Genomic DNA, 23268 nt, shown 5'->3' with positions numbered 1-23268 from the left:
CGGCATGGTCGCCCTCTCGTGCTGCGCGCCCGGTTGCGACGCCGGTGCGGTCGCGGGGTCGGCGGCGCCCGCGGTGCCGCTGTGCGCCGGGCACGTCGCCCTCGTGGTCGACGCCGCCGCCGAGCACGTCGGCATCGAGGACGTGCTGCCCGGCCCGTGCCCGGTGTGCGGGTCGCGGGTCGGAGTGCGCTTCCCGTCGGGTGCGGTGTGTGCGACGTGCGAGTGGCGCTGGGGCGACGTGCCGGACGGGGACCTCGCTCCCCCGCGGGTCGACGTCGTGTACTACCTGCGGATGCGGGACGACTTCGGCGACCGGATCAAGATCGGGACGACGGCGAACCCGCGGCAGCGGCTCGCGGCGATCCCGCACCAGGACCTCCTCGGGTTCGAGCGCGGCGACCGGACCCTCGAGCGGCGGCGGCACGCGCAGTTCGCCGGGTCGCGGTACCCCGGTACGGAGTGGTTCTGGGTGACGCCGGAGTTGCTCGAGCACGTCGCGGTCGTGGCCGCGGGCGTGAGCGACCCGTGGGAGTTGCACGCCCGGTGGCGGAGCGAGGCGCTGGCGCTGCGCGGGTGACGCGCGGCGCGGTGCGGTGCGGCGGCCGGCGGGCGGCGCCCGGGGGCGCACTTCGAACCACGAAAACGACGTCGCACCAGCCGTCGCACGCGGTTCGACGTCGTTTCCGTGGTTCGACGCGGCGCGGCCGGCGGGCGGTGGGTGCTGCGCACAACGCAAGGCACGTGGAACCGCGGGGAACCGCGGTTCCAGCCCACTGTGGTTGTGCGGCGGGCGAAGGCGTGCTCCTCCCGCGCGTCGAACCGCGAAAGCGACGTCGCACCAGCTGTCGCACGCGGTTCGACGTCGTTTCCGTGGTTCGACGCGGCGCGGCCGGCGGCGGGCGGGTGCTGCGCACAACGCACGGCACGTCGAATCCGCGGTTCCGGCGCACTTCGGTTGTGCGGCGCCGACGCCCGGCCGCCAGCGCGTCAGCGCGCGTACGCGTCGACGAAGAGGGCGCCGCGGACCTCGCGCAGCGTGTCGGCCAGGCGCGCGATCGTCCGGCCGGAGATCCCGGAGACCTCGAGGTCGTACGGCCCCAGCGCCTGCAGCCGCCCGGTCCGGATGCGGACGACCTCCCACCCGACACCGCGCACGGCACGGTCCTTCCGGCGGTCCGTCTCCTGCCGGGGTCCGACGTGCTCGAGGCCGTGGCGTCCGGTGGAGTCGTACTCGATCGCGACGCGGAGCTCCGGCAGGATGATGTCCGGCCAGACCTCGACGTGGTCGAAGAACGGTCGGTCGAGGCGGATCGCGGAGTGGTCGAACGTGAAGGCGAACCGCTCGGCGAGGGCGGCACGGAGCTCGGCCTCGACCGCGGAGGCCGTCGCCGGGGCGCACCCGCTCGTGAACGACTCCCCCGAGGGCAGCCGCGGCGTCTTCGGGCAGATCGACCGCGGGACGGCCGGGGGCCGGGGCCGGCGGGGTGCACCGGGCTCCGGGCGACGAGGACGGGACCGCGTCGACGCCACAGCACCGGCCGGTGTCCCTCGAGCCGGAGCCGCGGGCAGGGTCTGCCGACCGGTGACCCGCACGACCCGCTGCGGCACCGGCACCGCGGCCGGCCAGTCGGAGGGCAGCACGGGCCAGCGCTGCGGCTGGGCCTGGACGGCGCACTCGGGGCACCAGACCGACCGGCGTCGTTCACGACCCGGACGGGAGCGCTGCTCACCCGGGGTCGCGACGAACACGTGCCCGACGTCGCACTCCCACGTCAACAGGACCTCGGCAGCTGGTGGCACCTGGCTGAGGACGACGCCGTGGTTCCACTCCGGGTGGTACTGCCGGACGAGCACCGGGTACGAGGACCACTCGGCACGGAACTCCCCCACGGCGTAGGGCACCGCCACGCCGCGCGACCACTGTCGGCGGCGCCACCACGCGTCGACGGGTTCGGCCACGCTGTCACGCTAGGCAGCACCACCGACAACCGCCACGGCGACGGGGATCAGTCGGCGAGGGCGTTCCGCACGTAGCCGACGAGGGCGTTCGCGTGCCCGTGTCCCATGCCGTGCTCGGTCTTGAGCCAGGCGACGACCTCCATGTGCTTCTGGCCGTCGAGCCGGTCCGCGACGAGGTCGAGCCACTCCTGCACCGGACGCCCGTAGGTCTTCTCGATGCTCGGGAAGTACGACGCCGGCCCCTTCGGCTTGCTGCCGTCGGCCGAGGGCTCCGGTGCGGTCACGCGGTGTGCGGTCATGGGGGTCACGATAGCCGCCGTCCCGCGTCACAGAGCGTCATCCGATCCTCGCGTGTGACGCCGGGTTCCCTCCCGTGCCGATGTGTTTCGCGCGGCGTTGTCGCGCCTCGGCGCACCTCCTACGGTCGCGACATGACCCAGACCACCGACACGGAGCGCCCGACCGGAAGCACGGCCGGAAGCACGACCGACGCGACCATCGACGCCGCCGGACGCGCCGCGCTCGACCGCCCCGTCGTCCCGCTGCGCCACCCGCTGCGGTGGATCGCCGCGGCAGTCGTCCTCGTGGTCCTCCTGAACTTCGTCGAGACGCTCTTCACCAACGAGCAGTGGGGCTGGCCGGCGGTCGGCAAGTGGCTGTTCAGCCCGGCGATCCTGACCGGCCTGCAGCTCACCCTCGTCGCGACGGCGCTGAGCGCGGTGATCAGCTTCGCCGGCGGCATCGTCGTGGCGATCGGCCGGCTCTCGCGCAACCCGGTGCTGTCCGGGCTCGCCTGGGGCTACGTGTGGCTGTTCCGTTCGGTGCCGCTCATCCTGGTGCTCGTCTTCCTCTACAACCTCGGGTCGCTGTACCCGACCATCGGCATCGGCGTCCCGTTCGGACCGCAGTTCGAGGTCCCGACCGCGAACGTCCTCGGCGACCTGGCGATCGGCGTCATCGGACTGAGCCTCAGCGAGATCGCCTACGCGTCGGAGATCGTCCGCGCCGGCGTGCTCGCCGTCGACCACGGCCAGCACGAGGCCGCGCAGGCCCTCGGGCTCCCCCGCCGCCGCCAGTTCGTGCGGGTCATCCTGCCGCAGGCGCTCCGCTCGATCGTGCCGGCCTTCGTCAACCAGATCGTCGGCCTGCTCAAGGCGTCCTCGCTGCTGTTCTACGTGTCGCTCCTCGACCTGTTCGGCGTGGTGCAGAACCTGTCGAGCACGTACCCGACGGACATCATCCCGCTGCTCGTCGTGGCGACGATCTGGTACCTCGCGCTCACGAGTGCGGTGTCGATCGTCCAGTACTACGTCGAGCGATGGACGGCGCGCGGCTCGGTCCGCGCGCTCCCGCCGACGCCGTTCCAGCGGCTCCGGTCCGCGGTGCGCCGCGGTCCCGGGCGCGGCCGGGGAGGCCCAGGAGGCGCGGATCGCCCCTCCTCGTCGGCACGCGCTGCACAGGCGGTCGCCGCCGACCGCGTGGTCGCGTCCGGCCAGAACGACGGGAAGGCCATCTGATGAGCGCCACCATCGGCATCCACGGCGCCGTGAAGGCCTTCGGCGAGAACGTCGTCATCGACGGCATCGACCTGTCGCTGCCGTCCGGGAGCGTCACCGTGATCCTCGGCCCGTCCGGGTCCGGCAAGTCCACGCTGCTGCGGGCGATCAACCACCTCGAACCCCTCGACCGCGGTGTCGTCACCGTCGGCGGCGAGACCATCGGCGTCCGGGTGCGGACCGGCCGCGACGGGGTCCCGCGCTACAAGGAGCTGCCCGAGCGCCTGATCCTGCGGCAGCGCTCCCGGATCGGGTTCGTGTTCCAGCACTTCAACCTGTTCCCGCACCTCACCGCGCTCGAGAACGTGGCCGAGGGCCCGATCGCCTCCGGTGTCCCCGCCGCCACCGCGAAGGCCCGGGCCCAGACGCTGCTCGAACGCGTCGGCCTCGGCGACCGCGGAGCCACCCGCCCGCGCCAGCTCTCCGGCGGGCAGCAGCAGCGCGTGGCGATCGCCCGGGCGCTGGCGCTCGAGCCCTCGGTGGTGCTGCTGGACGAACCGACCTCGGCGCTCGACCCGGAACTGGTCGGCGAGGTGCTCGGCGTGATCACGGACCTCGCCGAGTCCGGCACGACGCTCGTCATCGTCACGCACGAGGTCGCCTTCGCCCGCGAGGTCGCCGACCACGTCGTCTTCCTCGACCACGGCCGCATCGTCGAGCAGGGCCCACCGGCGCAGCTCATCGACGACCCGCAGCACCCCCGCACGCGCGACTTCCTGTCCCGCGTCCGCTGAACTCCCCACCCGTTCCGACCCGACCCCTGGAGAACCATGTCCCCGATCACCCCCTCCCGCTGGCGGCACCGCGCCGGCGCCCTCGTCCTCGCCACCGGCGTCGTCGTCGCCCTCGCCGGCTGCGCCGCGAACGCCAGCGCCGGCACCGGCTCGGACGACGGCACCGTCACGATCGGCGCCGCCTCGAACGGCGCCGCGACCGAGACGAAGGTCTCCGTGCAGGAGGACTCGAAGCTCCACGACGAGCTCCCCGCCGACGTCAAGCAGTCCGGCAAGCTCGTCATCGGCATCGGGGCCCTGCCGTCCGGGTACCCGCCCCTCGCCTTCACCGGCGACGACCAGAAGACGCTGACCGGTTCCGAGCCCGACCTCGGCCGTCTCGTCGCGGCGAAGCTCGGCCTCGAGCCCCAGGTGAAGAACGCCACGTGGGACAACCTGTTCGTCGGCATCGACGGCGGATCGGTCGATGTCGGCCTGTCGAACATCACCGTGACGGAGCAGCGCAAGGAGAAGTACGACTTCGCCTCGTACCGCCAGGACAACCTCGCCCTGCAGGTGAAGCAGGGCAGCTCCCTGCGGTTCGACGGAGACCCGTCCGTGCTCGCCGGCAAGACGATCGCCACCGACTCCGGCACGAACCAGGAGAAGATCCTGCTCGGGTGGAAGGCCGACCTCGCGAAGCAGGGCAAGACCATCACGGTGAAGTACTACCCGGACGCGAACGCGAAGCTCCTTGCCGTGCAGTCCGTCAAGGTCGACGGCTACCTCGGCCCGAACCCGACGATCGCCTACCAGAACAAGCAGAACGCGGGGACGGCGAAGGCGACGACGACCGCGGGCACGTACTCGGGTGCCGGCGCCGACCTGCAGGGGCTCATCGCGGCGACCACCAAGAAGGGCGACGGGCTCGCGAAGCCGGTCCAGGAGGCCATCAACGAGCTCATCGACGACGGCACGTACGCCAAGTGGCTCACGGCCTACAACCTGTCGAACGAGGCCGTGAAGCAGTCCGAGCTCAACCCGGAGGGCCTGCCGCTCGACGCCAGCTGACGCTCACGCGCGGGACGCGCGCACACGACGGACGGGAGGCGCGGTGCCAGCTGGCACCGCGCCTCCCGTCCGTCGGCCCGCCGCGTCTCAGACCGCGGCCGGCACCGCCTGCTCGGCACGCCGCGCCCACTCGGCCGCGAGCAGCTCGTAGGAGCGCACCCGCGCGTCGTGGTCGTGCGTGATCGTCGTGACGAGGAGCTCGTCCGCCCCGGTGGCGCGGCGGAGCGTCTCGAGCTGGTCCGCGACCGTGCCCGCATCGCCGACGAACCGCGTGGCGATGCGGTCCGCGACCGATGCCGCCGCAGCGTCGTCCAACGGGTGCTGACGGGCCCACTCGGGCGTCGGGTACTCGATCGCCCCGACGCCGGAGCGGATGGAGTGCACCCACTGGCCGTAGCCGAGGGCGAGTCCGGACGCCTCGTCGGTGTCCCGGCCGACGACGACGTCCGCCGACACGATGACGTGCGGCGCGTCGAGCACGCCGGGGCGGAACGCGTCGCGGTACGCCTCGACCGACGCCAGGACCGTGCCCGGCGACGTGTGGTAGTTCGCGCCGTAGGGCAGGCCGAGCGCGCCGGCGGCCCGTGCGCTCGCACCCCCGGTGGAGCCGTGGATCCAGAGTTCGACGGGGGTGCCGGCGGCGGGCGGCGCCTCGACGACCGCGCCGTCGTGCGACCAGGTCCCGGCGAACAGCGCCCGGATCAGGTCGAGTTCGCCCTCGAACCGGTCGACGTCGCCCGGCACGCGACCGAGCAGCTCGCCCTGCAGCGCGAACCGGCTGCGCGGGGCGATCCGGAAGTCGAACGGTGCCGGGATGAGCAGCCCGTCGACGACCTCGTCCTCGCGCGGGGCGAGCGACCGCGGCTTCGGGGCACCGGGTGCGGGGGCACCGGACCAGCCGAGACCGAGGTCGATGCGCGGCCCGTACAGCGCGGCGAGCGTGCCGAAGGTCTCGGCGATCTGCAGTCCGCGGACGTTGCCGACCAGCGTCGCCGCGCTGCCGACGCGGATCGTCGAGGTCGCGGCGGCCACGGCCCCGATCACGATGTTCGGTGCGCTGCCGGCGACACCCGGGTTGAGGTGGTGCTCGGCGAGCCAGTACCGGGCGTACCCGGCACGCTCGGCGTGCTGCGCGAGGTCGATCGTGCGGTGCAGCGCCTGCGCGGCGGTGGACCCGGCGCTGACCGGGACGAGGTCGAGGACGGACAGGGGGACGGCGGTCATGCTGCGTCCGTCCAGGCGCCGGTGAGCTGGTCGAGGCGGGTGTCCGCGCCGAACGCGATGCCGTGCACGTCCTTCGTGGTGGCGATGATGCTGGTGAGCTCGTGCACGGGGACGAAGTCCACCTGCGACGCGATCCGTTCCTGGATCGCCGCGAACGTGGCCGCACGCTCGGTGGCGGACGACTGCGAGAGCTCCTTCGTGAACAGGGCGTCGAGCGTGCCGTCGGCGGCGCCGATCGACTGGGCGCCGTCGCTCGAGAACTTCGAGCGGAGGACGTCGCCGTCGGCGCGGGAGCTGTTGTCCCACGCGAGGTCCCAGTCCCCGCTCGTGGTGTTGGCGAGGTACTGCGGGACGGTGCCGCTCTCGAGGGTCAGACCGACGCCGACCTTCCGCAGCTCCTGCTGGATGAGTTCGAGCGAGGTCTGGTTCGGCCCGAAGTTCGTGATCCAGATGAGCTTGAGCCGCAGCTCCTGGCCGTCCTTCGCGCGGATGCCGTCGGAGCCGGTCTTCCACCCGGCCTCGTCGAGCGCCTGGTCGGCCGCGGCCGGGTCGTACGAGATCGCCGAGGAGGTGTCGGTGTACCCGGGGGTGGTCGAGCCGAGCACCGACGTCGCGACCTCGAACAGGTCGTTCAGGGACGTGTCCCGGACGGTCTTCGGGTCGACGGCCTGCGCGATCGCCCTGCGGACGACGAGGTCGGACACGAGCGGGCGCTTCTGGTTGAACGTGAGCCCGAACACCTGCCCGGGGTTGGCGCGGGTCACGAGCTCGTACTGCGACCGCAGCGTGTCGACGTCGCTCGGCTGCACGCTGCTGATCGCGTCGAGCTGGCCGGACTGCAGGCTGCCGGTGCGGACGCTCGCCTCCGGGACGACCTGGAACGTCACCTTCGACAGGTGCGCCGCGCCGGTGTTCGACCGCGCGGCCGGGCCCCAGTCGTAGTCCTTGCGCTTCGTCAGGACGGTGGAGGTGTTCTTCGTGTACGACGACAGCGTGAACGGCCCCGTCCCGATGACGGCCGTGCCGTCGGCCCGGTCCTCGAACGGCGTCTCGGTGGTCTTCGGCGCGACGATGCCGAGCGCGACCGACGCGGTGGCGTTCGGGAACGCGGCGTTCGGCGTCGTGAAGTCGACCTCGACGGTGTCGTCGTCGACGATCTTCGTCTCCCGGTACCCCGAGAAGTACGCGGCGGCGGTGCTGGACGCCCCGGCCTTCGCGATGTCGTCGAAGGTGTCCTTCACGGCGGTGGCGTCGAAGGCCGACCCGTCGGAGAACGTCACACCGGAGCGCAGGTCGAACGTGAACGCGGTCGCTCCGGCGTTCGCCGAGTACTTCGTCGCCAGCCAGGGCTTCAGCGAGCCGTCCGACGGGTCCTGCCAGAGCAGCGAGTCGACGAGCTGCCGGGTGATGGCGAGGGTGTCGTTGCCGGCGCCGGTCCCGGTCGGGTTGAGCGTGATCGGGTCGTTGGCGATCGCGTAGGTCAGCGAGCCGCCGTCGACGGGCTTCGACGAGGACGACGACGCGGTGCCGCCCGACGAGCAGCCGGCCATCACCAGGGCCGCCGCGGTGCCGGCCGCGATCGCGGCCACCAGACGGATCGGGGTGCGGTGGATGGTCATGAGACTCCTTCGGAGGGGGTGAGGGGCGCGACACGCCGGGATCGTCCGGGGATCGCGTCGAGCAGGGCACGGGTGTACTCGTGCTGCGGGTGGTGGAGGACCTCGGCGACAGCGCCGTGCTCGACCACGCGCCCGCCCCGGAGGACGGACACCTCGTGGGCGATGCGGCGGACGACGGCGAGGTCGTGCGAGATGAACAGGTACGAGACGCCGAGCGTCTCCTGCAGCGACGCGAGCAGGTCGAGGATCTGCGCCTGGACGGACACGTCGAGCGCCGAGACCGGTTCGTCCAGGACGACGAACGACGGGTCGAGCGCGAGCGCCCGGGCGATGGCGACGCGCTGCCGCTGGCCGCCCGACAGCTCCGACGGTCGCCGCCCCGCCGCCGATGCCGGCAGTGCCACGAGGTCGAGCAGCTCCGCCGCACGGGCCGCACGCGACCGCCGGGTGCCGATCCCGAACGCCGCGAGCGGGTCGGCGATGATCGACCCGACCGACAGTCGCGGGTGCAGGGCCGCGTACGGGTTCTGCTGCACGATCTGCGCGCGGCGCCGGTACGCCCGCAGCGCCGCACCGCGGGCAGCGGTCACGTCGTCGCCGTCGAACCGGACGGTGCCCGCGTCGGCGCGCTCGAGACCGAGCACGAGGCGCGCCGTGGTCGACTTCCCGGACCCGGACTCCCCCACCAGCGCGAGGGTGCGGCCGCGCGGGACGGTCACGTCGACGCCGTCGACGGCGGCCACGCGGGCGAAGGACTTCCGCAGGCCCGTCGCGACGACGAGCGGGTCGTCACTGCCGGACGGGAGGCGCGGGTCGGCCCCCACGGACACGGTCACGTCGTCGAGACTGGGCGCCGCGGCGATGAGCGCGCGGGTGTACGCCTCGCGGGGAGCGCCGAGCACCTCGGCGGGGGTGCCCTGCTCGACGATCCGTCCCTCGGACATCACGACGATCCGGTCCGCCCGGTCCGCGGCGACCCCGAGGTCGTGCGTGATGAAGAGGACGCTCGTCCCCCGCTCGGCGACGAGTCGGTCGAGGTGGTCGAGGATCGTCCGCTGCACGGTGACGTCGAGGGCGCTCGTGGGCTCGTCGGCGACGAGGAGCTCCGGGTCGCCGATCAACGCGATGGCGATGAGCACTCGCTGCCGCATGCCGCCGGAGAGTTCGTGCGGGTACTGCTCCGCGCGCAGTTCCGGACGGTCGATCCCGGCGCGACGGAGCTCCTCCACGGCGCGCTGGCGGGCGTCGGCCCCGGTCGCGATCCCGTGGATCTCGAGCACCTCGGCGACCTGCCGACCGATGCGCGTGACGGGGTTGAGCGAGACGGTCGGGTCCTGCGGCACGAAGCCGATCCGGACGCCGCGGACACGACGGACCTCGGCGTCGGACGCGGTGACCAGGTCGAGGTCCGCGGAACCGGCGGCGGTCCCGGAGAGCCGCACCGTGCCTCCCGTCAGCTCGGCCGCTGCGGGTAGGAGCCGCAGGACCGCGTGCGCCGTCGTCGACTTGCCCGAACCGGACTCGCCGACGATCGCGACGCGCTCGCCGCGACCGACGTCGAGGGAGACGCCGTGCAGCGCCGTCCGCGCGTGCCGGCCGTGGCCGTACGCGACCGTGAGGTCGCGGATGCTGAGGAGGCTCATCGGACGGCCCGCCGTTCGGTGTCGAGTGCCCGGGCGACGCGGTTGCCGGCGAGGACCGTGACCGCGATGACGAGACCGGGGATGGTCGTCAGCCACCACGAGGTGGCGATGAAGTCGCGGCCGGTCGAGACGAGCGAGCCCCACTCCGGTGCCGGCGGCTGGGCGCCGTAGCCGAGGAAGCTCAGGCTGGAGACGGCGAGGATCGCGGTGCCGAACTCGAGCGCGGCGAGGACGAGCACGGGGCCGGCCGCGTTCGGCAGGACGTGCACGAGCAGCACCCGCCACCAGCGGTTCCCGTTCGCCGTGGCCGCCTCGACGTACGGGGCGGTGCGGACCCGGACGACCTCGGAGCGCATGATCCGGGCGATGGTGGCGATGCTCGCGACGCCGACCGCCACCGCGACGTTCACGGTGCCGAAGCCCAGGACGGTCACGATCGTCAGCGACAGCAGCAGGCTCGGGATGGCGAGCAGGACGTCCGCGACGCGCATGAGCACGGTGTCGACCACCCCGCCGACGAACCCGGCGAGGAGCCCGACCACCGAGCCGCCGACGAGCCCGATGAGGATCGCGAGGATCGCCGCCTGCAGGGTGAGCGCCGTGCCGTGCACGACGCGGGCGTAGAGGTCGCGGCCGAGCTGGTCGGTGCCGAACCAGTGTGCGGCGTCGGGCGCGGTGAGCTTCACGGCGGGTTCCGCGGCGAGCGGGTCGAGGTGGGTCAGGGCGCCGGGGAGCAGCGCGGCGAGGACGACCAGGGCGAGCCAGAGCACGGCGAGCGTGAGGGTCGGCCGGGCGACGACGCCCCGGAGTGCGGTCGCGCCGCCGGGGACGCGGTCGGAGACGAGCGACGCGGGACGGCCGATCGCGAGCTGCGTGGTCTCGGTCATGCGGGGACTCCCTGGGGTGTCGGGGCGGTGGTGCCCGTGGTGGCACCTGCGGCGTCGCCCGTGCCGCCGCCCGGTGTCGGGCCGTCCTGCTCCCGGAGCTTCCGGCGGCTCCCGGCCAGGACGACACGCGGGTCGAGGAGCGGGTACACGAGGTCGACGACGAGGTTCGCGACGACGAAGATCGCCGCGGCGACGAGCACGATGCCCTGGACGACGGGGATGTCCTGCCCCTGCACGGCGGTCGCGGTGACGCGGCCGAGGCCCGGGCGGGAGAACACCGTCTCGGTGACGACGGTGCCGGAGAACAACTGTCCGACGATGAGGCCGGTCACGGTGAGGGCCGGCAGCGCGGCGTTCTTCAGCGCGTGCCGGAGCTGCACCCGCCAGCGTCCGGCGCCCTTGGCGTACGCGGTGTCGACGTACGGCTCACGGAGCGTCGCGACCAGGGACTTCGACAGCAGCTGGGCGATCGTCGCGCCGGTCGGCAGCGCCAGGGTGATCGCGGGGAGGACGACCGACGACGGTCCCTCGCCGCCGAACGCCGGGAACACGTGCAGGCCGAACGAGAACCACTGCACGAGCAGCAGGGCGAACCAGAAGCCCGGGACGGCGACACCGACCGGCGGCAGCTGCAGCAGGAACTGCCCGAGGGCGCGGTTCCGGGTCCACGTCGCGAGGACCGCGAGCCCGCCGCCGAACACGATCGCGAGCAGCAGGCCGACGACGGCGATCTGCGCGGTGGGACCGACGGCCTCGCCGATGACCTCGGTGACGGGTCGTCCGACGCCGATCGAGCGGCCGAGGTCGCCCGTGAGCAGCGAACCGAGGTGCTGGAAGTACTGCACGAGCACGGGCTGGTCGAGTCCGTACTGGTGGCGGAGCGCGTCGAGCTGCGCCTGCGTCACGTCGGTGGCGTCCGGACCGAGCATGATCCGGGCGGGGTCGCTCGGCAGGACGTAGAGGACGAAGAACGAGATCGTCCACGCCGCCCAGAGCACGAGCACCGCCTGCCCGATGCGCGAGAGCACGTACCGGGTCACGCCGCCACCACCGTCCGCGCTGGTACCCACCCGAGGGCCGGCGCGACCCTCGACACGACGTCCGACACGATCTGCTCGTACTCGTCGCCGGCGAACTCGTACGGCAGCTCGATGCGGAACTCGTCGACCTCGGCGAGCGTGGCGTCGTGGACGAGCTGCTCGACGATCTGCTCGGCCGATCCCACGAGGTCCGCCGAGAACAGGGTGCGCCGGGGACCCTGCGGTGCCCTCTGCCGGTCGAGACGCGACTCGTACCAGGTCCGGTAGCGCTCGCGCGAGACGCGGTCGGCCGAGTCCGTCGGGACGACGCATCGTCCCCAGGCGACGCGGGGTGTCCGGCCGGACGGGAGCGCGGCGCGGTAGGCGGCGAGCTGGTTCCGCTGGGCGGTGCCGTAGTCGTCCGTGCCCTCGCCCGAGGTGAGGTTGCCGATGAGCAGGTTGAGCCCGGCGCTGCCCGCGAAGGCGGCCGACCGGAGCGATCCCCCGCCGTACCAGACCCGGTCGACGAGCCCCGGTGCGTAGGGCTGCAGCCGCGGGCGCTGGACGTTGCCGGGGCTCTGGATGACCGTGTCGTCCCCGCCGAGGAAGTCCCCGCGCAGGTTGTCGACGAATCGGGTGACCCGTCCGTAGCCGCGGTCGAAGGAGCGCCAGTCGCCGTCGAACACCAGGTCGCCGAGGATGTCCTCGTGCGGGGCGCTCGTCGACAGCCCGACCTGGACCCGCCCGTGCGACAGGACGTCGGCGAGCGAGAAGTCCTCGGCGAGGCGGAACGGGCTCTCCCACCCGATCGGCACGACGGCGACCCCGAGCTCGATCGCGCTCGTGCGCTGCGAGGCCGCGGCGAGGAACACCGCCGCCGACCCGATGCCGTGCTCGAGGTGACGGTGCCGGACCCAGGCGCCGTCGACGCCGAGCCGCTCCGCCGTGGCGAAGAGGTCGAGCGTGGCCTCGAGGCCGTCGACGGGTGCGTCGTCCGCGAAGTTCCCCGGCACGAGGATCGACAGGCTGCGCACCGTCACGCGAGCACCCCCCGGCGGTCCCGGATGGTCCCGGGCAGACCGAGCGTCTCGCGGAGCGTCGCGCCCTCGGTGTAGGACTCCCGGTACACGCCGCGCTCCTGCAGCAGCGGGACGACCGTGTCGACGAACTCGTCGAGGCCGTACGGGTTGGTGTGCGGGACCACGACGAAGCCGTCCGTCGCGCGTTCCTGGACGTAGCGGTCGATCTCGGCCGCGATGTGCGAGGGCGTCCCGACGAACCCGCCGCGCGTCGACACCGCGATGACGAGCTCACGGATGGACAGGTGCTCGGCCTCGGCGCGGTCGCGCCACGACCGCACGAGTGCCGGCACGTCGCGGGTGTGCCGTGCGCGGCCGCGGGTGATCGCGGCGCCCTCGAGGTCCGGCTCGACGTCGGGCAGCGGGCCGTCCACGTCGTACCCGGACAGGTCGCGGTTCCACACCTGCTCGAGGAACGCGATCGCCGTTGCCGGGCTGACCTGGGCGCGCTGGATCGCCCGGGCCCGCTCGGCGGCGTCCGCGGCGGTGTCTCCGAGGACGAAGGTCGACGCGGGCAGGATGTGCAGCTCGTCCTTCGAGCGGCCGACGCGCTCGAGGCGCGCCGTGACGTCGTCGTAGTAGGACTTCGCGTCGTCGAACTCGGTGTGCAGCGAGAAGATCACCTCGGCGTGCGCCGCGGCGAGGTCGCGCCCCTCGTCGGAGTCGCCGGCCTGCACGACCACCGGGTGCCCCTGCGGGCTCCGGGGCACCGGGAACGTCCCGGTCACGTCGAACTGCGGCCCGTGGTGGTCGACGTCGCGGATCCGGGAGCGGTCGGCGAACACGCCCGAGGCCACGACGGCGTCGGACTCCCACGAGTCCCAGAGCTCGCGGGACAGCTCGATGAACTCCGCCGCCCGCGTGTACCGGTCGGCGTGGTCCAGGAACCCGCCACGACGGAAGTTCGCGCCGTGGAACGCGTCCGAGCTGGTCACGACGTTCCAGCCGGCGCGTCCGTCGGTGAGGTGGTCGAGCGTCGCGAGCTGCTTCGCGAGCTCGAGCGGCTCGTTGAACGTGGTCTGCAGCGTGCCGACGAGCCCGATGTGGTCGGTGACCCCGGCGAGGGCGGCGAGGACCGCGAGCGTGTTCGGGCGCCCGACGACGTCGAGGTCGTGGATGCGCCCCTTCTGCTCGCGGAGCCGCAGGCCCTCGGCGAGGAACAGGTAGTCGAACAGCCCGCGCTCGGCGTTCCGGGCGAAGTGCTCGAACGACGAGAACGCGATCTGGCTCTCGGCCCGGTCGTCGCTCCAGATCGTGGTGTTGTTGACGCCCGGGAAGTGGGCGGCGAGGTGGACCTGACGCTTGGCGCTCATGCTGAGACCTCCACGGGGGCGGATGCGGACGCGTACCGGCTGACCGCCGGGGCGATGCCGAGCCGCGTGCGCAGGTCGGCGGTGGGACGCGAGGCCACGTCGGCACGGAGGCCGGCCGTGACGAGCGCGGGGACGAGCTCGCGGGCGATCGCCGCGGAGTCGAGCGGGATGCGCAGCGGGCGGAGTCGGACACCGGCGAACCCGAGGTCCCGCAGGTCCCCGATGAGCGTCACGAGCTCGGGCACGGTCGTCGCCAGCACGGACGTGTCGGACGTCGACGCGTACGGGGCACCGGCAGCCGTGTCGAGCGAGGCCAGCGCGTCGGCGGCGGCGGCCGACGACGACCCGATGAGCACCGCGAGGTCGGCGAGGACCGGACGACGGACGTCCGAGCCGGCCACCTGCTCGAGGTGACGGATCTCCGACAGCAGGTCCCGCGCCTCCCGTCCGTCGTACCCGGGCGTGACCAGCACGACGTCCGCAGCGTCCACCGCGAACGCGGCCGCGTCGGCGCGGTGCGCCAGCGAGAAGACCGGCGGACGGCCCTGCGGCGACCGCGGCACGATCGACGCGCCGTGGACCGAGACGAAGGACCCCGCGAACGCGGCGTTGTGGATGCGGTCGCGGTCGATGAACCGGCCGGTGGTCACGTCGCGGATGATCGCGTCGTCGTCCCAGCTGTCCCAGAGTCGCGAGACGACCTCGGCGACCTCGCGCGCCTCGTCGAAGAGGACGGACGCCTCGTCGCCGCCGGGACGGCGCCCGAAGAGCGCTGCCTCGCGGGCCGTCGGGCTCACCTGGATCCGCCACCCGGCTCGCCCCTGCGAGACGTGGTCGAGGGTCTGGAGGCCCGTGGCGACGTGGAACGGTTCGGTGTGCGTCACCGAGACGGTCGGCACCAGACCGAGCGCGCGCGTCGCGGGGCCGACCGCGTTCGCGACGAGGAGGGCGTCGAGGCGGCCGACGACCGTGCTCGTGTCGAGGTCGCCCGCCGCGTCCACTGGACCGGCGGTGAAGGAGTCCTCGATCGTGACGGCGTCGACGCCGAGGCGGTCCTGCTCCACGACGACGTCGCGCCAGTGCCGGAGGCTGGTGAGGCGCTGCGCCGCGGGGCCGGCGGTGCGCCAGGCGGCGGGGTGCCAGCCGGCGCCCTGCAGGGCGGTGACGAGGGTGATGCGGTCGGGCATGGGGTGCGCTTCCGTCGGGTGTGGTCGGTGGTCAGTGCTGGTGCGACGCGGAGGTCGCGGAGGCGGAGGGAGCCGCGGCGTCGGCGCCGAACTTGAAGCCGAGGCGGCCGTGGGCGAACCCGCCGCCGGCGCGGATGGCCGTGGCGACCCAGGCGGCCTCGGCGAGCTCGGCCTCGTTCGCGCCGGCCGTGACCGCGCGCTGGCTGTGGCCGTCGATGCAGTAGACGCACTGCGTGGTGATGCCGACCGCCAGTGCGATGAGCTCCCGGTACTTCAGCGGGATCTCGCGACCCTCGGCCCGGAACACCGACTCGTCGAACTGCACGAAGGCCGAGAGGATGTCCGGGGTCTGCTGCTTGTAGACCTTCGTGAAGGTCTTGTCGTGCTCGCGGTCGAGGTAGTCGGTCATGGTGGCGACGCTATGACCGACCGGGCCTGGGCACGACGGGTGTTGCGGAGCGTGACCGGGCGTTGCCCCGTGTGACGCGGCGAGCCCGGTCGCCACGTCACACGGCGTCACGCGGTGGGCGCCCTACAGCTCGCGCGCCCGCGCACCGAGCCGCCCGCGCAACGTGACGTCCTCGTACTCGCGGTGGAACACACCGCGCCGCTGCAGGATCGGGACGAGCTCGTCGACCACGGTCTCGAGGCCGCGCGGGAACTCGTCGATCATCAGGTTGAAGCCGTCGGCGGCCCCGGTCCGGTACCACTCCTCGATGGTGTCGGCGGCCTGCTCCGGGGTGCCGACGACGATCCGGGCGCCGTAGCCACCGAAGCCGCGCAGGACCTCTCGCAGGGACGTGTTGTGCGCGCGGACCCAGCGCACGACGGTCTCGTGGTACCCGAGCGAGGGGCCGTAGGTGACGGGGTCGACCTCGCGGTCGAGGATCGCCGCGGGGACCGGCGCGTCCGGGTCGAGGTCGGTGAGGTCGGCGTCGAGGTGGGTCCCGAGCGCCCGCAGGGAGTAGCCGTCCGGGGCGAGGGCCTCGAGCTCGTCGAACCGCCGCTGCGCCTCGGCCTCGGTGCTGCCGAGCACGAGCGACAGCCCCGGGACGATCGCCACGTCCGCCGCCCGCCGGCCGTACGTCCGGGCCGCCTGCTTGACGGCGCGGTAGTGCTCCCGGGCGGGCTCGGGCGTCAGCTCGACGGCGAACACGCCCTCGGCGACGCGCGCGGCGAGGTCTCTTCCGTGCGGCGATCCCCCGGCCTGGAACACCACCGGGTGTCCCTGCGCCGACGGCGGGACGGTGATCGCCCCCGCGAACTCGGTGAACTCGCCGTGGTGGTCGACGGGCACCCCGGTGGCGGCGGACCGCCAGAGCGCCTGCACGAGGTCGACGACCTCGCCGGCACGGGCGTACCGCTCGGGTCGCTCCGGGTTCGTCGCGACGCCGAAGTTCGCCGACACCGACCGGTCGTAGGTCGTCACGGCGTTCCACGCCACGCGGCCCCCGGAGACGGTGTCGAGGGAGAGGAGCCGCTCGGCGAGGTCGACCGGGTCGTTGTAGGTCGTCGACGCCGTCCCGACGAGTCCGAGGTGCGTGGTCGCGTCGGCGATCGCCCCGAGCGCCACGAACGGCTCGAGCAGCCCGTACGCGCGGACGTTGGGGTCGCCGAGCGCGGGGTGGTCCGCGAAGAACACCATGTCCAGCAGCCCGCGTTCGGCGGTCCGGCCGAGGTCCTCCCAGAACCCGGCGGTGAGCAGGTCGGTCGGCTCGACGTCCTGGGTCCGCCAGGCCGCCGGTCGCTGGCCGAAGCCCTGCAGGTTGACGCCGAGGACGAGCCCGGCGTCGGCGTCGGCGCTCATGCGCCGACCGGCGCGGGGACCGGCAGACCGAGCAGGTCACGCAGCGTCCGCCGGTGGGCACCGGGGCCGGTCGGGGTCCGGGAGGCGCGGCTCGGCTCGGACGCACCGGCCCCGCCCGGCAACGGGACGAGCGGGCGCGCGGCTCCGCCGAGCACCAGGTCGGCACCCTCGTGTGCGACGTCGTGCCAGACCGCGAGGACGGGCTCGCCCTGCCGGCTCGACGGCGTCGTCAACGGCCCCCGGACCCGGTACCCGTCCGGCCCGCCGTCGTGGTCGAGCGGGATGATCCGGGTCGTGTCGGCGAACCGGCCGGCTGCGCGGTCGCCGACGATGCTGTCGAGCGGCCACGTCCGCCAGAGGCCGCGCACCACCTCGGCGAACTCGGCCGGGTCGTGCTGCTCCCCCGTCGCCGGGAGGCCGTGGTCCCGCGCTCCGACGACGAGACCGACCCGGGCGTCCAGGACGTGGTCGAGGGACAGCACCCGGCGGGCGACGTTGTACGGGTGCTCCCGGGTCGGGGCCGCGGCGACGAGCAGCCCGTGCGTGGGCAGGGCACGGCCGAGGGCGAGCGCCGCGGTGGTCGGGTCGAGCCGGTGGCCACGACCGCGTTCGGCGTCGAAGCGGTCGGTGCCGATCGCGACGACCGCGGCGCCCGAGGCACGGATCCGGTCGGCGAGCCGGGCGATCCCACCGGGTCGGGCGACGGCGGCGGCGAGGTCGCCGTCCGGCACGGCGACGATGGTCGGTGCGGGTGTCTCGGTCACGGTGGTCCCTCCGTACGCGTGCAGAGCGGCCCGCCACCGTCGCCTCCCCAGCGTCCGTGGCGGGCCGTTGCCGACGACCGTACGGGGCAGCGCGGCCCCGGCGGGTGCAGGTGTCGTCCGGTTGCGCCTCGTGACGGCGGGTTACACGCGGTCGAGCGGGCTGGCGCCGTTCACGAGCAGGTCCCCGACGATGCGCCGCTTGTGCACGCGCGGGTTGTGCGACGCCAGGGTCCGGGCGTTCCGCCAGTGCCGGTCGAGCCCCAGGGAGCGGAACGTGCCGCTCGACCCGAGGGCGTCGAACACGAGCGTCGTCGCGTCGAGCACGGCGTCGGTGACCACCGTCTGCGCCTGGGCGACCGCGATCCAGCTCCGCTCGAGCGCGTCGCGCAGCACCGGGTCCGTCGAGGGGTCCGCCCCGGCGGCCCGGAGTCCGGTGTGGCGGTCGACGGCGGCGTCCACCGGTCCGAGGCTCGCGGTGAACGCGGCGTCGGCGGCGTACACCCGGGCCGCGACGGTGCCGATCGTGCTGAGCAGCTCGGGGTCGGCGGTCGGGTCCGTGGTCGTGCCGTTGTGGTGCCCGCGCTGCCGGGAGCGCAGCGCCTCGATCCCCTCGCGGAGGGCCGCACGCCCGATGCCGACGAGGATCGCGTGCATGACCGTCTGGTAGTACTGCTCCTGGTACGGGTAGCGCGTCGCGTACGGCAGGACCCGCTCGTCGGGCACGTGCACGTCGGTGTACGTCACGCTCCCGCTGCCGGTGATCCGCTGGCCGAACCCGTCCCAGTCGTCCCCGATCCGCACGCCCGGGTCGCGGGCGTCCACGAGGGCGACGAACCGTGCTCCGGCGTCGTCGAGCGCCAGCACCGTGATCCACCGGGCGTAGATGCTCCCCGTCGAGTAGAACTTCCGGCCGGTGACGCGCCAGCCGCCGTCCGGGTCCGGGGTGAGCCGCGTGCTGATGTCCGCTCCGGCCGGGTTCGGCGTCTCGCTCCACCCACCGCCGACGAATTCCCCACCGCCGAGGCGTTCGACGATCGCCCGGTCGGAGGCGCTCCCCTCGGCGTGCACCCGGTCCTCGATGAACGAGAAGTGGTTCCGCCACACGTGCGCGAGGTTCGGGTCGACCTCGGCGATCTCGGCGACCGCCCGGAACACGTCCGACAGCCGTGCCCCGACCCCGCCCCACGCGACCGGGGTGCGCCAGCGCGCGAACCCGGCGTCGACGAGCCAGCCGAGCTGGTCGGTGGCGAGCCGTTCCTCGCGTTCCCGCTGCCGGGCGTCGAGGGCGATCCGCTCGATCACCGGTCGCAGCGGCGCGATCAGTTCCTCGTAACGGGCGTCGGCCGTGATCTCACTCGGGCACATGGCGGCACGCTACCGGCGGTCGGGCGTCGTGCCCGTGCCCGCTGCAACCCGGCGTCACACCCGCACGGGGACGGCCCGGGATCACCACGTGATGCGGGCGAACTCCTCGTGCAGGCGCCGTGCGCGTCCGGGGTGGACCTGCTCGACCCACCCGATCCGCCCGAGCAGGTGCGCTCGGAAGTCGGGGTGCCCAGCACGGTTCTGCGACGCCGGACCGTGCTTGGCGGCGTTGTGCAGGATCGCGTGCAGCCGGTCGACCTCGCGCCGACCGGGCGACGTCCGGTCGTTGACGACGACCCCCGTGACCGACTGCCGCGTGCCCCGTCGCCGCACCCGGGTCTTCGACGGGTTCAACCGGAGTCCCTGCTCCGTGACGATCCGGTCGACCCCGCGCAGGAACGCGTCCGGTCGGGCCGCGAGCCGCTCGTCACCGCTGAACGTCAGGTCGTCGGCGTACCGGGTGTAGACCGCGCCGACCGAGGCCGCCCACCCCGCGAGCCGTGCGTCCAGGTGCCGGAGCGCCGTGTTCGCCAGCGCCGGTGAGGTCGGCGCGCCCTGCGGCAGGTGGGCTTCGCGGAGCATCGCGCGCAGCGCCTGCCGTTCCTCGGGGCTGCCGCCGTCCGGCATCGCGCTGAGGACGTGCACCGGCACCCGGTGCGTGCACACCCCGGTGAGGACGTGTGCGAGCGGCTCCGCGAAGCCCGCCGCGCGGAAGACCCCGTACACGGTGGGCGCGGTGACGCTCGCGAAGAAGGACGTCAGGTCGGCCGTGACGACGATCTGCCGCCCGGTGTGCGCCGCGGCTCCGGTCACGACGCTCCGACCGCCGACGAAGCCGTGCGCCGCGTCGTGCACCGGCAGCGCGGTGAGGAGCTCGTCGAGGATGGTCCGCTGCGTCCGGCGGAGCATGTCCATCGGCTTCTCGAGCAGCCGCGGCGTGCGTCCGGGTCGACGGATCCACTCGCAGCGGTGGTGGTGGAGCGGGCTCGAGGGCCCCGGTCGCCGGTTCCACGAGCGGGTGTCCGCGAGCCAGAGCAGCCGCCCGACGGTGAGGTCGAGCTCGCGCGCGAGCTCGGGCAGCGTGTCGACGAGCAGTCGGCTCGCGGTCTCCGGACGTGCCCGGACCGCGGTCGCCCGGCGCGCGACGACCCGGACCGGTCGGCGCGCCTCGCGTGCGCGGTGCAGCTCGGCGAGGCGCGGCGACGCCTCGAGCACCGCCGCGAGCTGTCGCGGTGCGTCGACCGGTGGTCGCGGGTGTGCGGCGAGGGCCGCTGCGACCGCGAGCCCGACGTAGGCGCGCTCGACGCCGACCACCGCCCAGCCGGCGGCGGTCAGGTCGTCCGGTCCCCAGTGCTCCGCGGTCAGGAACGCGTCGGCGAGGGCACCGGCGACGACGGTCAGGGGCGTGGGGTTCCCGGGGGACCCGTCGGTGCCTCCGTGCGGCGTCGCGCGCGGAGCGCGCCGTCCCGCTCGGGGCGTGTCGTCCTGCTGGTCCTGCGTGCCCCGGGGTGACCCCGGAGAGGTCGACGCGTCGCGCGCGTCGGCCGCCTCCCCCGGGAACTCCACGCGCTCACCCTACGGCGACCCGCTGACGGACGGGAGGCGCAGGTCGGGCCCGCACCGCGCCTCCCGTCCGCCGGGTGCCGGCGTATCGTCGGTCGGCGTGACGATCCAACAGCTCACGGAGCCCCTCGCCGGACAGGGGTGGGTCCAGATCGGCGAGGTCCTGCTCGCGTTCGCCCTCGCGTCGCTCATCGGCCTCGAGCGGCAGCTCCGGTCGAAGAGCGCCGGCATCCGCACGCAGGCGATCGTCGGGACCGCGTCGGCCCTCATGCTGCTCGTGAGCAAGTACGGGTTCAGCGACGTCCTCGTGCCGGACCACGTCGTGCTCGACCCCTCGCGCGTCGCGGCGCAGATCGTCTCCGGGGTCGGGTTCCTCGGCGCCGGGCTGATCCTCACCCGACGCGGAGCCGTCCGGGGCCTCACCACGGCTGCCGCGGTGTGGGAGACCGCGGCGATCGGCATGGCCGCAGGTGCCGGGCTCTGGCTGCTCGCACTCGTCGTCACCGCACTGCACTTCGTCGTCGTGTTCGGCTACACCGCGATCGTCCGGGCGCTGTCCCGCTCCGCCGAGCAGTCGATGACGCTCGACGTGGTCTACGACGCCGGCCGCGGGGTGCTGCCGGACGTGCTCGCCCTCGCGACGGCCGGCGGGTGGCGGGTCGCCCGGCTCGTGCGGCAGGACACCGACCGGGTCGACGCCACCGCGGTCCGGATCGACGTCGCCGGCCGTGCCGAGGGGTCCCTGCTCATCGCCCGGATCGGCGAGGTCGACGGTGTGCGCGTCGTCGACCCGTCGGCCGCCGACGACCTGGAGTGACATCGTGCCGTCGTTCTTCCTGACCCACGCCGAGGTGGTCGTCGACCCCTCGCGGCCGATCGAGTCGTGGGGGCTCTCCCCCGACGGGCGTGCCCGCGCTGCCGGAGCCGCGGCCGTCGCCTGGCACCCCGGGGTCCAGCGGATCGTGTCGAGCACCGAGCAGAAGGCGGTCGACACGGCGGCGATCCTCGCGGAGGCGGTGGGGCTCGTGCCCTCGTCGGACCCCGCGCTCGGCGAGATCGACCGGAGCGCGACGGGCTACCTGCCGCCCGCGGAGTTCGACGGGGTCGTCGACGCGTTCTTCGCCACGCCGGAGGACTCGGTGCGCAGGTGGGAGCGCGCCGTCGACGCCCAGGACCGCATCGTCCGTGCCGTGTGGGCGTTGACCGACGCCGGCGACGTCACGATCGTGTCGCACGGTGCGGTCGGGGCGCTGCTGCTCGCCGACCTGCGGGGCGTGCCGGTCACCCGTGCGCTCGACCAGCCGGGGATGGGCAGCGTGTTCTCGTTCGACCCGGGCGCGTGGCGGGCGACGAGTGGTTGGGCCCGCGTCGAGGTGCCCTGAGCCGGGCGTCGCCCGCGGGTGCGTGTGCATGCTGCGACATCGCACCCGTCGATCACCTGGTGGAGTGTCGGACGATGCCCGCGCATCCGATGCACGTGCATGGTGCGACGTTCCGCGCGTCGATCCGGTGGTGCGGTGTCGAACACCGCGCGCCTTGCACCCCGCGCCGCGCCGCCGCGTCGCGCCGCCCCGCCGCCTCACGCCGGCAGCTGCTCCCCCGCCTCCACCGCGACGTCGAGCCGGTTCTCCGCCGGCGGCAAGGGGCACGTCGCGTGCGGCGTGTAGGCGCACGGCAGGTTCGTCGCCCGGTTGAAGTCGATCGTCGTCGCGCCCGACGCGTCCGGCGCCGGGACGTCCAGGCTCCGGTTGGCCGCGTACGTCGTCACGCCGCTCGTCCGGTCGGTGAACAGCACCAGCAACCCGTCGCCGTACCCGTTGAACGCGAGGAGTGACCGCGGACCGTCGAGGTCGAACGTCAGCACGCCCGGCGCCTCGTACACGTGCTGCAGCCCGTCGACCACCGACCCGACGGTCACCGAGCGCGGCGTGTCGAACGGCTCGAAGTGCGCCGCGACCGCGAACGACGGGTCCGGCGAGTAGGACGGCGTCCCGGTGTACCCGGTCCGCGTCGGGTTCGAGGGGTGCCGCGGTCGGAGGACGTCACTGCCACCACGCCGGGCGACCTCGATGACGACCCGCTCGTCGCCGTCCTGCCACGCGATGGTCGTGCTCGACCGCTCGGGGAGCGGACCGAACCGGTGCGTGCCCGTCACCGCGAGGCCGTCGACCTCGATCGACTCGCCGTCGTCGAGGGTGACGACCGGTCCCGCCTCCGAGGTCGACCACTCCCCGGGCGCGTCGTCGAAGCGCTCCGGCGTGCCCGTCAGCCACCGGATGCTCGTGATCGCGAGGAAGCCGTGCGCACTCGCGCGGGCCGCCTCGTGGGCGTCGTGCCACACGGCCCACTCGGAGCGGAAGTCGGCTGCGGTCGGCGTCGTCGTGGTCATGCCACGACGGTACGTCGTGTCACGGCCGGGTGGCGACGCACGCCGTCTCCGGACGTCACGCGGTGCACGCGACCGGCTCGGGAGGCGCGGTGCGCGTCGGACGCGCACCG

Annotated in this window: 22 protein-coding genes; 6 read left to right on the top strand and 16 right to left on the bottom strand. The window is 73.8% G+C overall.

Annotated elements, in window-relative coordinates; all coding sequences use genetic code 11:
* The first annotated feature begins 4 nt into the window (after positions 1–4).
* On the top strand, positions 5–577 hold the full coding sequence (locus BIV01_RS03530) for a GIY-YIG nuclease family protein (protein ID WP_071301942.1): 573 nt from the start codon (positions 5–7) through the stop codon (positions 575–577).
* Positions 578–987: 410 nt separating this feature from the next.
* Here BIV01_RS03530 and BIV01_RS03525 read toward each other — a convergent pair whose 3' ends face one another.
* A complete protein-coding gene (locus BIV01_RS03525) occupies positions 988–1959 on the bottom strand; it encodes a hypothetical protein (RefSeq protein WP_071301941.1) in 972 nt (323 codons plus the stop codon).
* Between the two features lie 47 nt (positions 1960–2006).
* Positions 2007–2258: a DUF4287 domain-containing protein gene (locus BIV01_RS03520; protein ID WP_071301995.1), complete on the bottom strand. Its 252-nt coding sequence runs from the start codon at positions 2256–2258 to the stop codon at positions 2007–2009.
* Between the two features lie 132 nt (positions 2259–2390).
* On the opposite strand from BIV01_RS03520, the gene BIV01_RS03515 reads away from it, so the two are divergent.
* Genes BIV01_RS03515 through BIV01_RS03505 form a run of 3 tightly spaced genes read left to right on the top strand, consistent with a single transcriptional unit; the run spans position 2391 to position 5299 of the window.
* Positions 2391–3476 (top strand): amino acid ABC transporter permease, encoded by a 1086-nt coding sequence (locus BIV01_RS03515; RefSeq protein WP_071301940.1) that lies wholly within the window; start codon positions 2391–2393, stop codon positions 3474–3476.
* A complete protein-coding gene (locus BIV01_RS03510) occupies positions 3476–4249 on the top strand; it encodes an amino acid ABC transporter ATP-binding protein (protein WP_071301939.1) in 774 nt (257 codons plus the stop codon). Before BIV01_RS03515 ends, BIV01_RS03510 begins: the two co-directional genes overlap by 1 nt.
* Before the next feature lie 36 nt (positions 4250–4285).
* On the top strand, positions 4286–5299 hold the full coding sequence (locus BIV01_RS03505; RefSeq protein ID WP_071301938.1) for a transporter substrate-binding domain-containing protein: 1014 nt from the start codon (positions 4286–4288) through the stop codon (positions 5297–5299).
* 87 nt (positions 5300–5386) lie between these two features.
* Here BIV01_RS03505 and BIV01_RS03500 read toward each other — a convergent pair whose 3' ends face one another.
* The 13 genes from BIV01_RS03500 to BIV01_RS03440 all read right to left on the bottom strand — a co-directional run bounded on the left by BIV01_RS03500 (position 5387) and on the right by BIV01_RS03440 (position 20772).
* The gene (locus BIV01_RS03500) at positions 5387–6523 is read right to left on the bottom strand and encodes an LLM class flavin-dependent oxidoreductase (RefSeq protein WP_071301937.1); all 1137 of its coding nucleotides are present in this window, start codon (positions 6521–6523) and stop codon (positions 5387–5389) included.
* On the bottom strand, positions 6520–8142 hold the full coding sequence (locus BIV01_RS03495; RefSeq protein WP_071301936.1) for an ABC transporter substrate-binding protein: 1623 nt from the start codon (positions 8140–8142) through the stop codon (positions 6520–6522). Before BIV01_RS03495 ends, BIV01_RS03500 begins: the two co-directional genes overlap by 4 nt.
* Positions 8139–9785: a dipeptide ABC transporter ATP-binding protein gene (locus BIV01_RS03490; protein ID WP_071301935.1), complete on the bottom strand. Its 1647-nt coding sequence runs from the start codon at positions 9783–9785 to the stop codon at positions 8139–8141. The genes BIV01_RS03495 and BIV01_RS03490 overlap by 4 nt, the downstream gene beginning before the upstream one ends.
* Positions 9782–10672: an ABC transporter permease gene (locus BIV01_RS03485; RefSeq protein ID WP_071301934.1), complete on the bottom strand. Its 891-nt coding sequence runs from the start codon at positions 10670–10672 to the stop codon at positions 9782–9784. The genes BIV01_RS03490 and BIV01_RS03485 overlap by 4 nt, the downstream gene beginning before the upstream one ends.
* The gene (locus BIV01_RS03480; RefSeq protein ID WP_083413745.1) at positions 10669–11712 is read right to left on the bottom strand and encodes an ABC transporter permease; all 1044 of its coding nucleotides are present in this window, start codon (positions 11710–11712) and stop codon (positions 10669–10671) included. The genes BIV01_RS03485 and BIV01_RS03480 overlap by 4 nt, the downstream gene beginning before the upstream one ends.
* Positions 11709–12731 carry an LLM class flavin-dependent oxidoreductase gene (locus BIV01_RS03475; protein ID WP_071301932.1) on the bottom strand — a complete coding sequence of 341 codons (1023 nt, stop codon included), beginning with the start codon at positions 12729–12731 and terminating at the stop codon, positions 11709–11711. The genes BIV01_RS03480 and BIV01_RS03475 overlap by 4 nt, the downstream gene beginning before the upstream one ends.
* Positions 12728–14083: an NtaA/DmoA family FMN-dependent monooxygenase gene (locus BIV01_RS03470; protein WP_071301931.1), complete on the bottom strand. Its 1356-nt coding sequence runs from the start codon at positions 14081–14083 to the stop codon at positions 12728–12730. Before BIV01_RS03470 ends, BIV01_RS03475 begins: the two co-directional genes overlap by 4 nt.
* Positions 14080–15270, bottom strand: coding sequence for an LLM class flavin-dependent oxidoreductase (locus BIV01_RS03465; protein WP_071301930.1), 1191 nt, complete (start codon positions 15268–15270; stop codon positions 14080–14082). The genes BIV01_RS03470 and BIV01_RS03465 overlap by 4 nt, the downstream gene beginning before the upstream one ends.
* Positions 15271–15301: 31 nt before the next feature.
* The gene (locus BIV01_RS03460; protein WP_071301929.1) at positions 15302–15679 is read right to left on the bottom strand and encodes a carboxymuconolactone decarboxylase family protein; all 378 of its coding nucleotides are present in this window, start codon (positions 15677–15679) and stop codon (positions 15302–15304) included.
* A gap of 123 nt (positions 15680–15802) precedes the next feature.
* Positions 15803–17077: an LLM class flavin-dependent oxidoreductase gene (locus BIV01_RS03455; RefSeq protein ID WP_071301928.1), complete on the bottom strand. Its 1275-nt coding sequence runs from the start codon at positions 17075–17077 to the stop codon at positions 15803–15805.
* Positions 17074–17841: an LLM class flavin-dependent oxidoreductase gene (locus BIV01_RS03450; RefSeq protein WP_071301927.1), complete on the bottom strand. Its 768-nt coding sequence runs from the start codon at positions 17839–17841 to the stop codon at positions 17074–17076. The genes BIV01_RS03455 and BIV01_RS03450 overlap by 4 nt, the downstream gene beginning before the upstream one ends.
* 141 nt (positions 17842–17982) lie before the next feature.
* Entirely contained in the window at positions 17983–19206 is a 1224-nt protein-coding gene (locus BIV01_RS03445; RefSeq protein WP_071301926.1) for an acyl-CoA dehydrogenase family protein, read from the bottom strand.
* Positions 19207–19287: 81 nt separating this feature from the next.
* Positions 19288–20772 carry a reverse transcriptase family protein gene (locus BIV01_RS03440; RefSeq protein ID WP_083413738.1) on the bottom strand — a complete coding sequence of 495 codons (1485 nt, stop codon included), beginning with the start codon at positions 20770–20772 and terminating at the stop codon, positions 19288–19290.
* 97 nt (positions 20773–20869) lie between these two features.
* Here BIV01_RS03440 and BIV01_RS03435 point away from each other — a divergent pair, with 97 nt between their 5' ends.
* Both BIV01_RS03435 and BIV01_RS03430 read left to right on the top strand, forming a co-directional pair.
* On the top strand, positions 20870–21586 hold the full coding sequence (locus BIV01_RS03435; RefSeq protein WP_083295328.1) for an MgtC/SapB family protein: 717 nt from the start codon (positions 20870–20872) through the stop codon (positions 21584–21586).
* 4 nt (positions 21587–21590) lie between these two features.
* Positions 21591–22151 carry a histidine phosphatase family protein gene (locus BIV01_RS03430; RefSeq protein WP_071301993.1) on the top strand — a complete coding sequence of 187 codons (561 nt, stop codon included), beginning with the start codon at positions 21591–21593 and terminating at the stop codon, positions 22149–22151.
* A 197-nt stretch (positions 22152–22348) separates the two neighbouring features.
* Here the strand turns inward: BIV01_RS03430 and BIV01_RS03425 are convergent, their stop codons facing one another.
* Positions 22349–23158 carry a DUF1684 domain-containing protein gene (locus tag BIV01_RS03425; protein WP_071301925.1) on the bottom strand — a complete coding sequence of 270 codons (810 nt, stop codon included), beginning with the start codon at positions 23156–23158 and terminating at the stop codon, positions 22349–22351.
* Positions 23159–23268 lie beyond the last annotated feature (110 nt).

The organism is Curtobacterium sp. MCBA15_013 (genome assembly GCF_001865095.1).
Lineage (GTDB): Bacteria > Actinomycetota > Actinomycetes > Actinomycetales > Microbacteriaceae > Curtobacterium.
The sequence above is the reverse complement of the archived record's forward strand: the minus strand, read 5'-3'. Positions and strand labels throughout refer to the sequence as shown.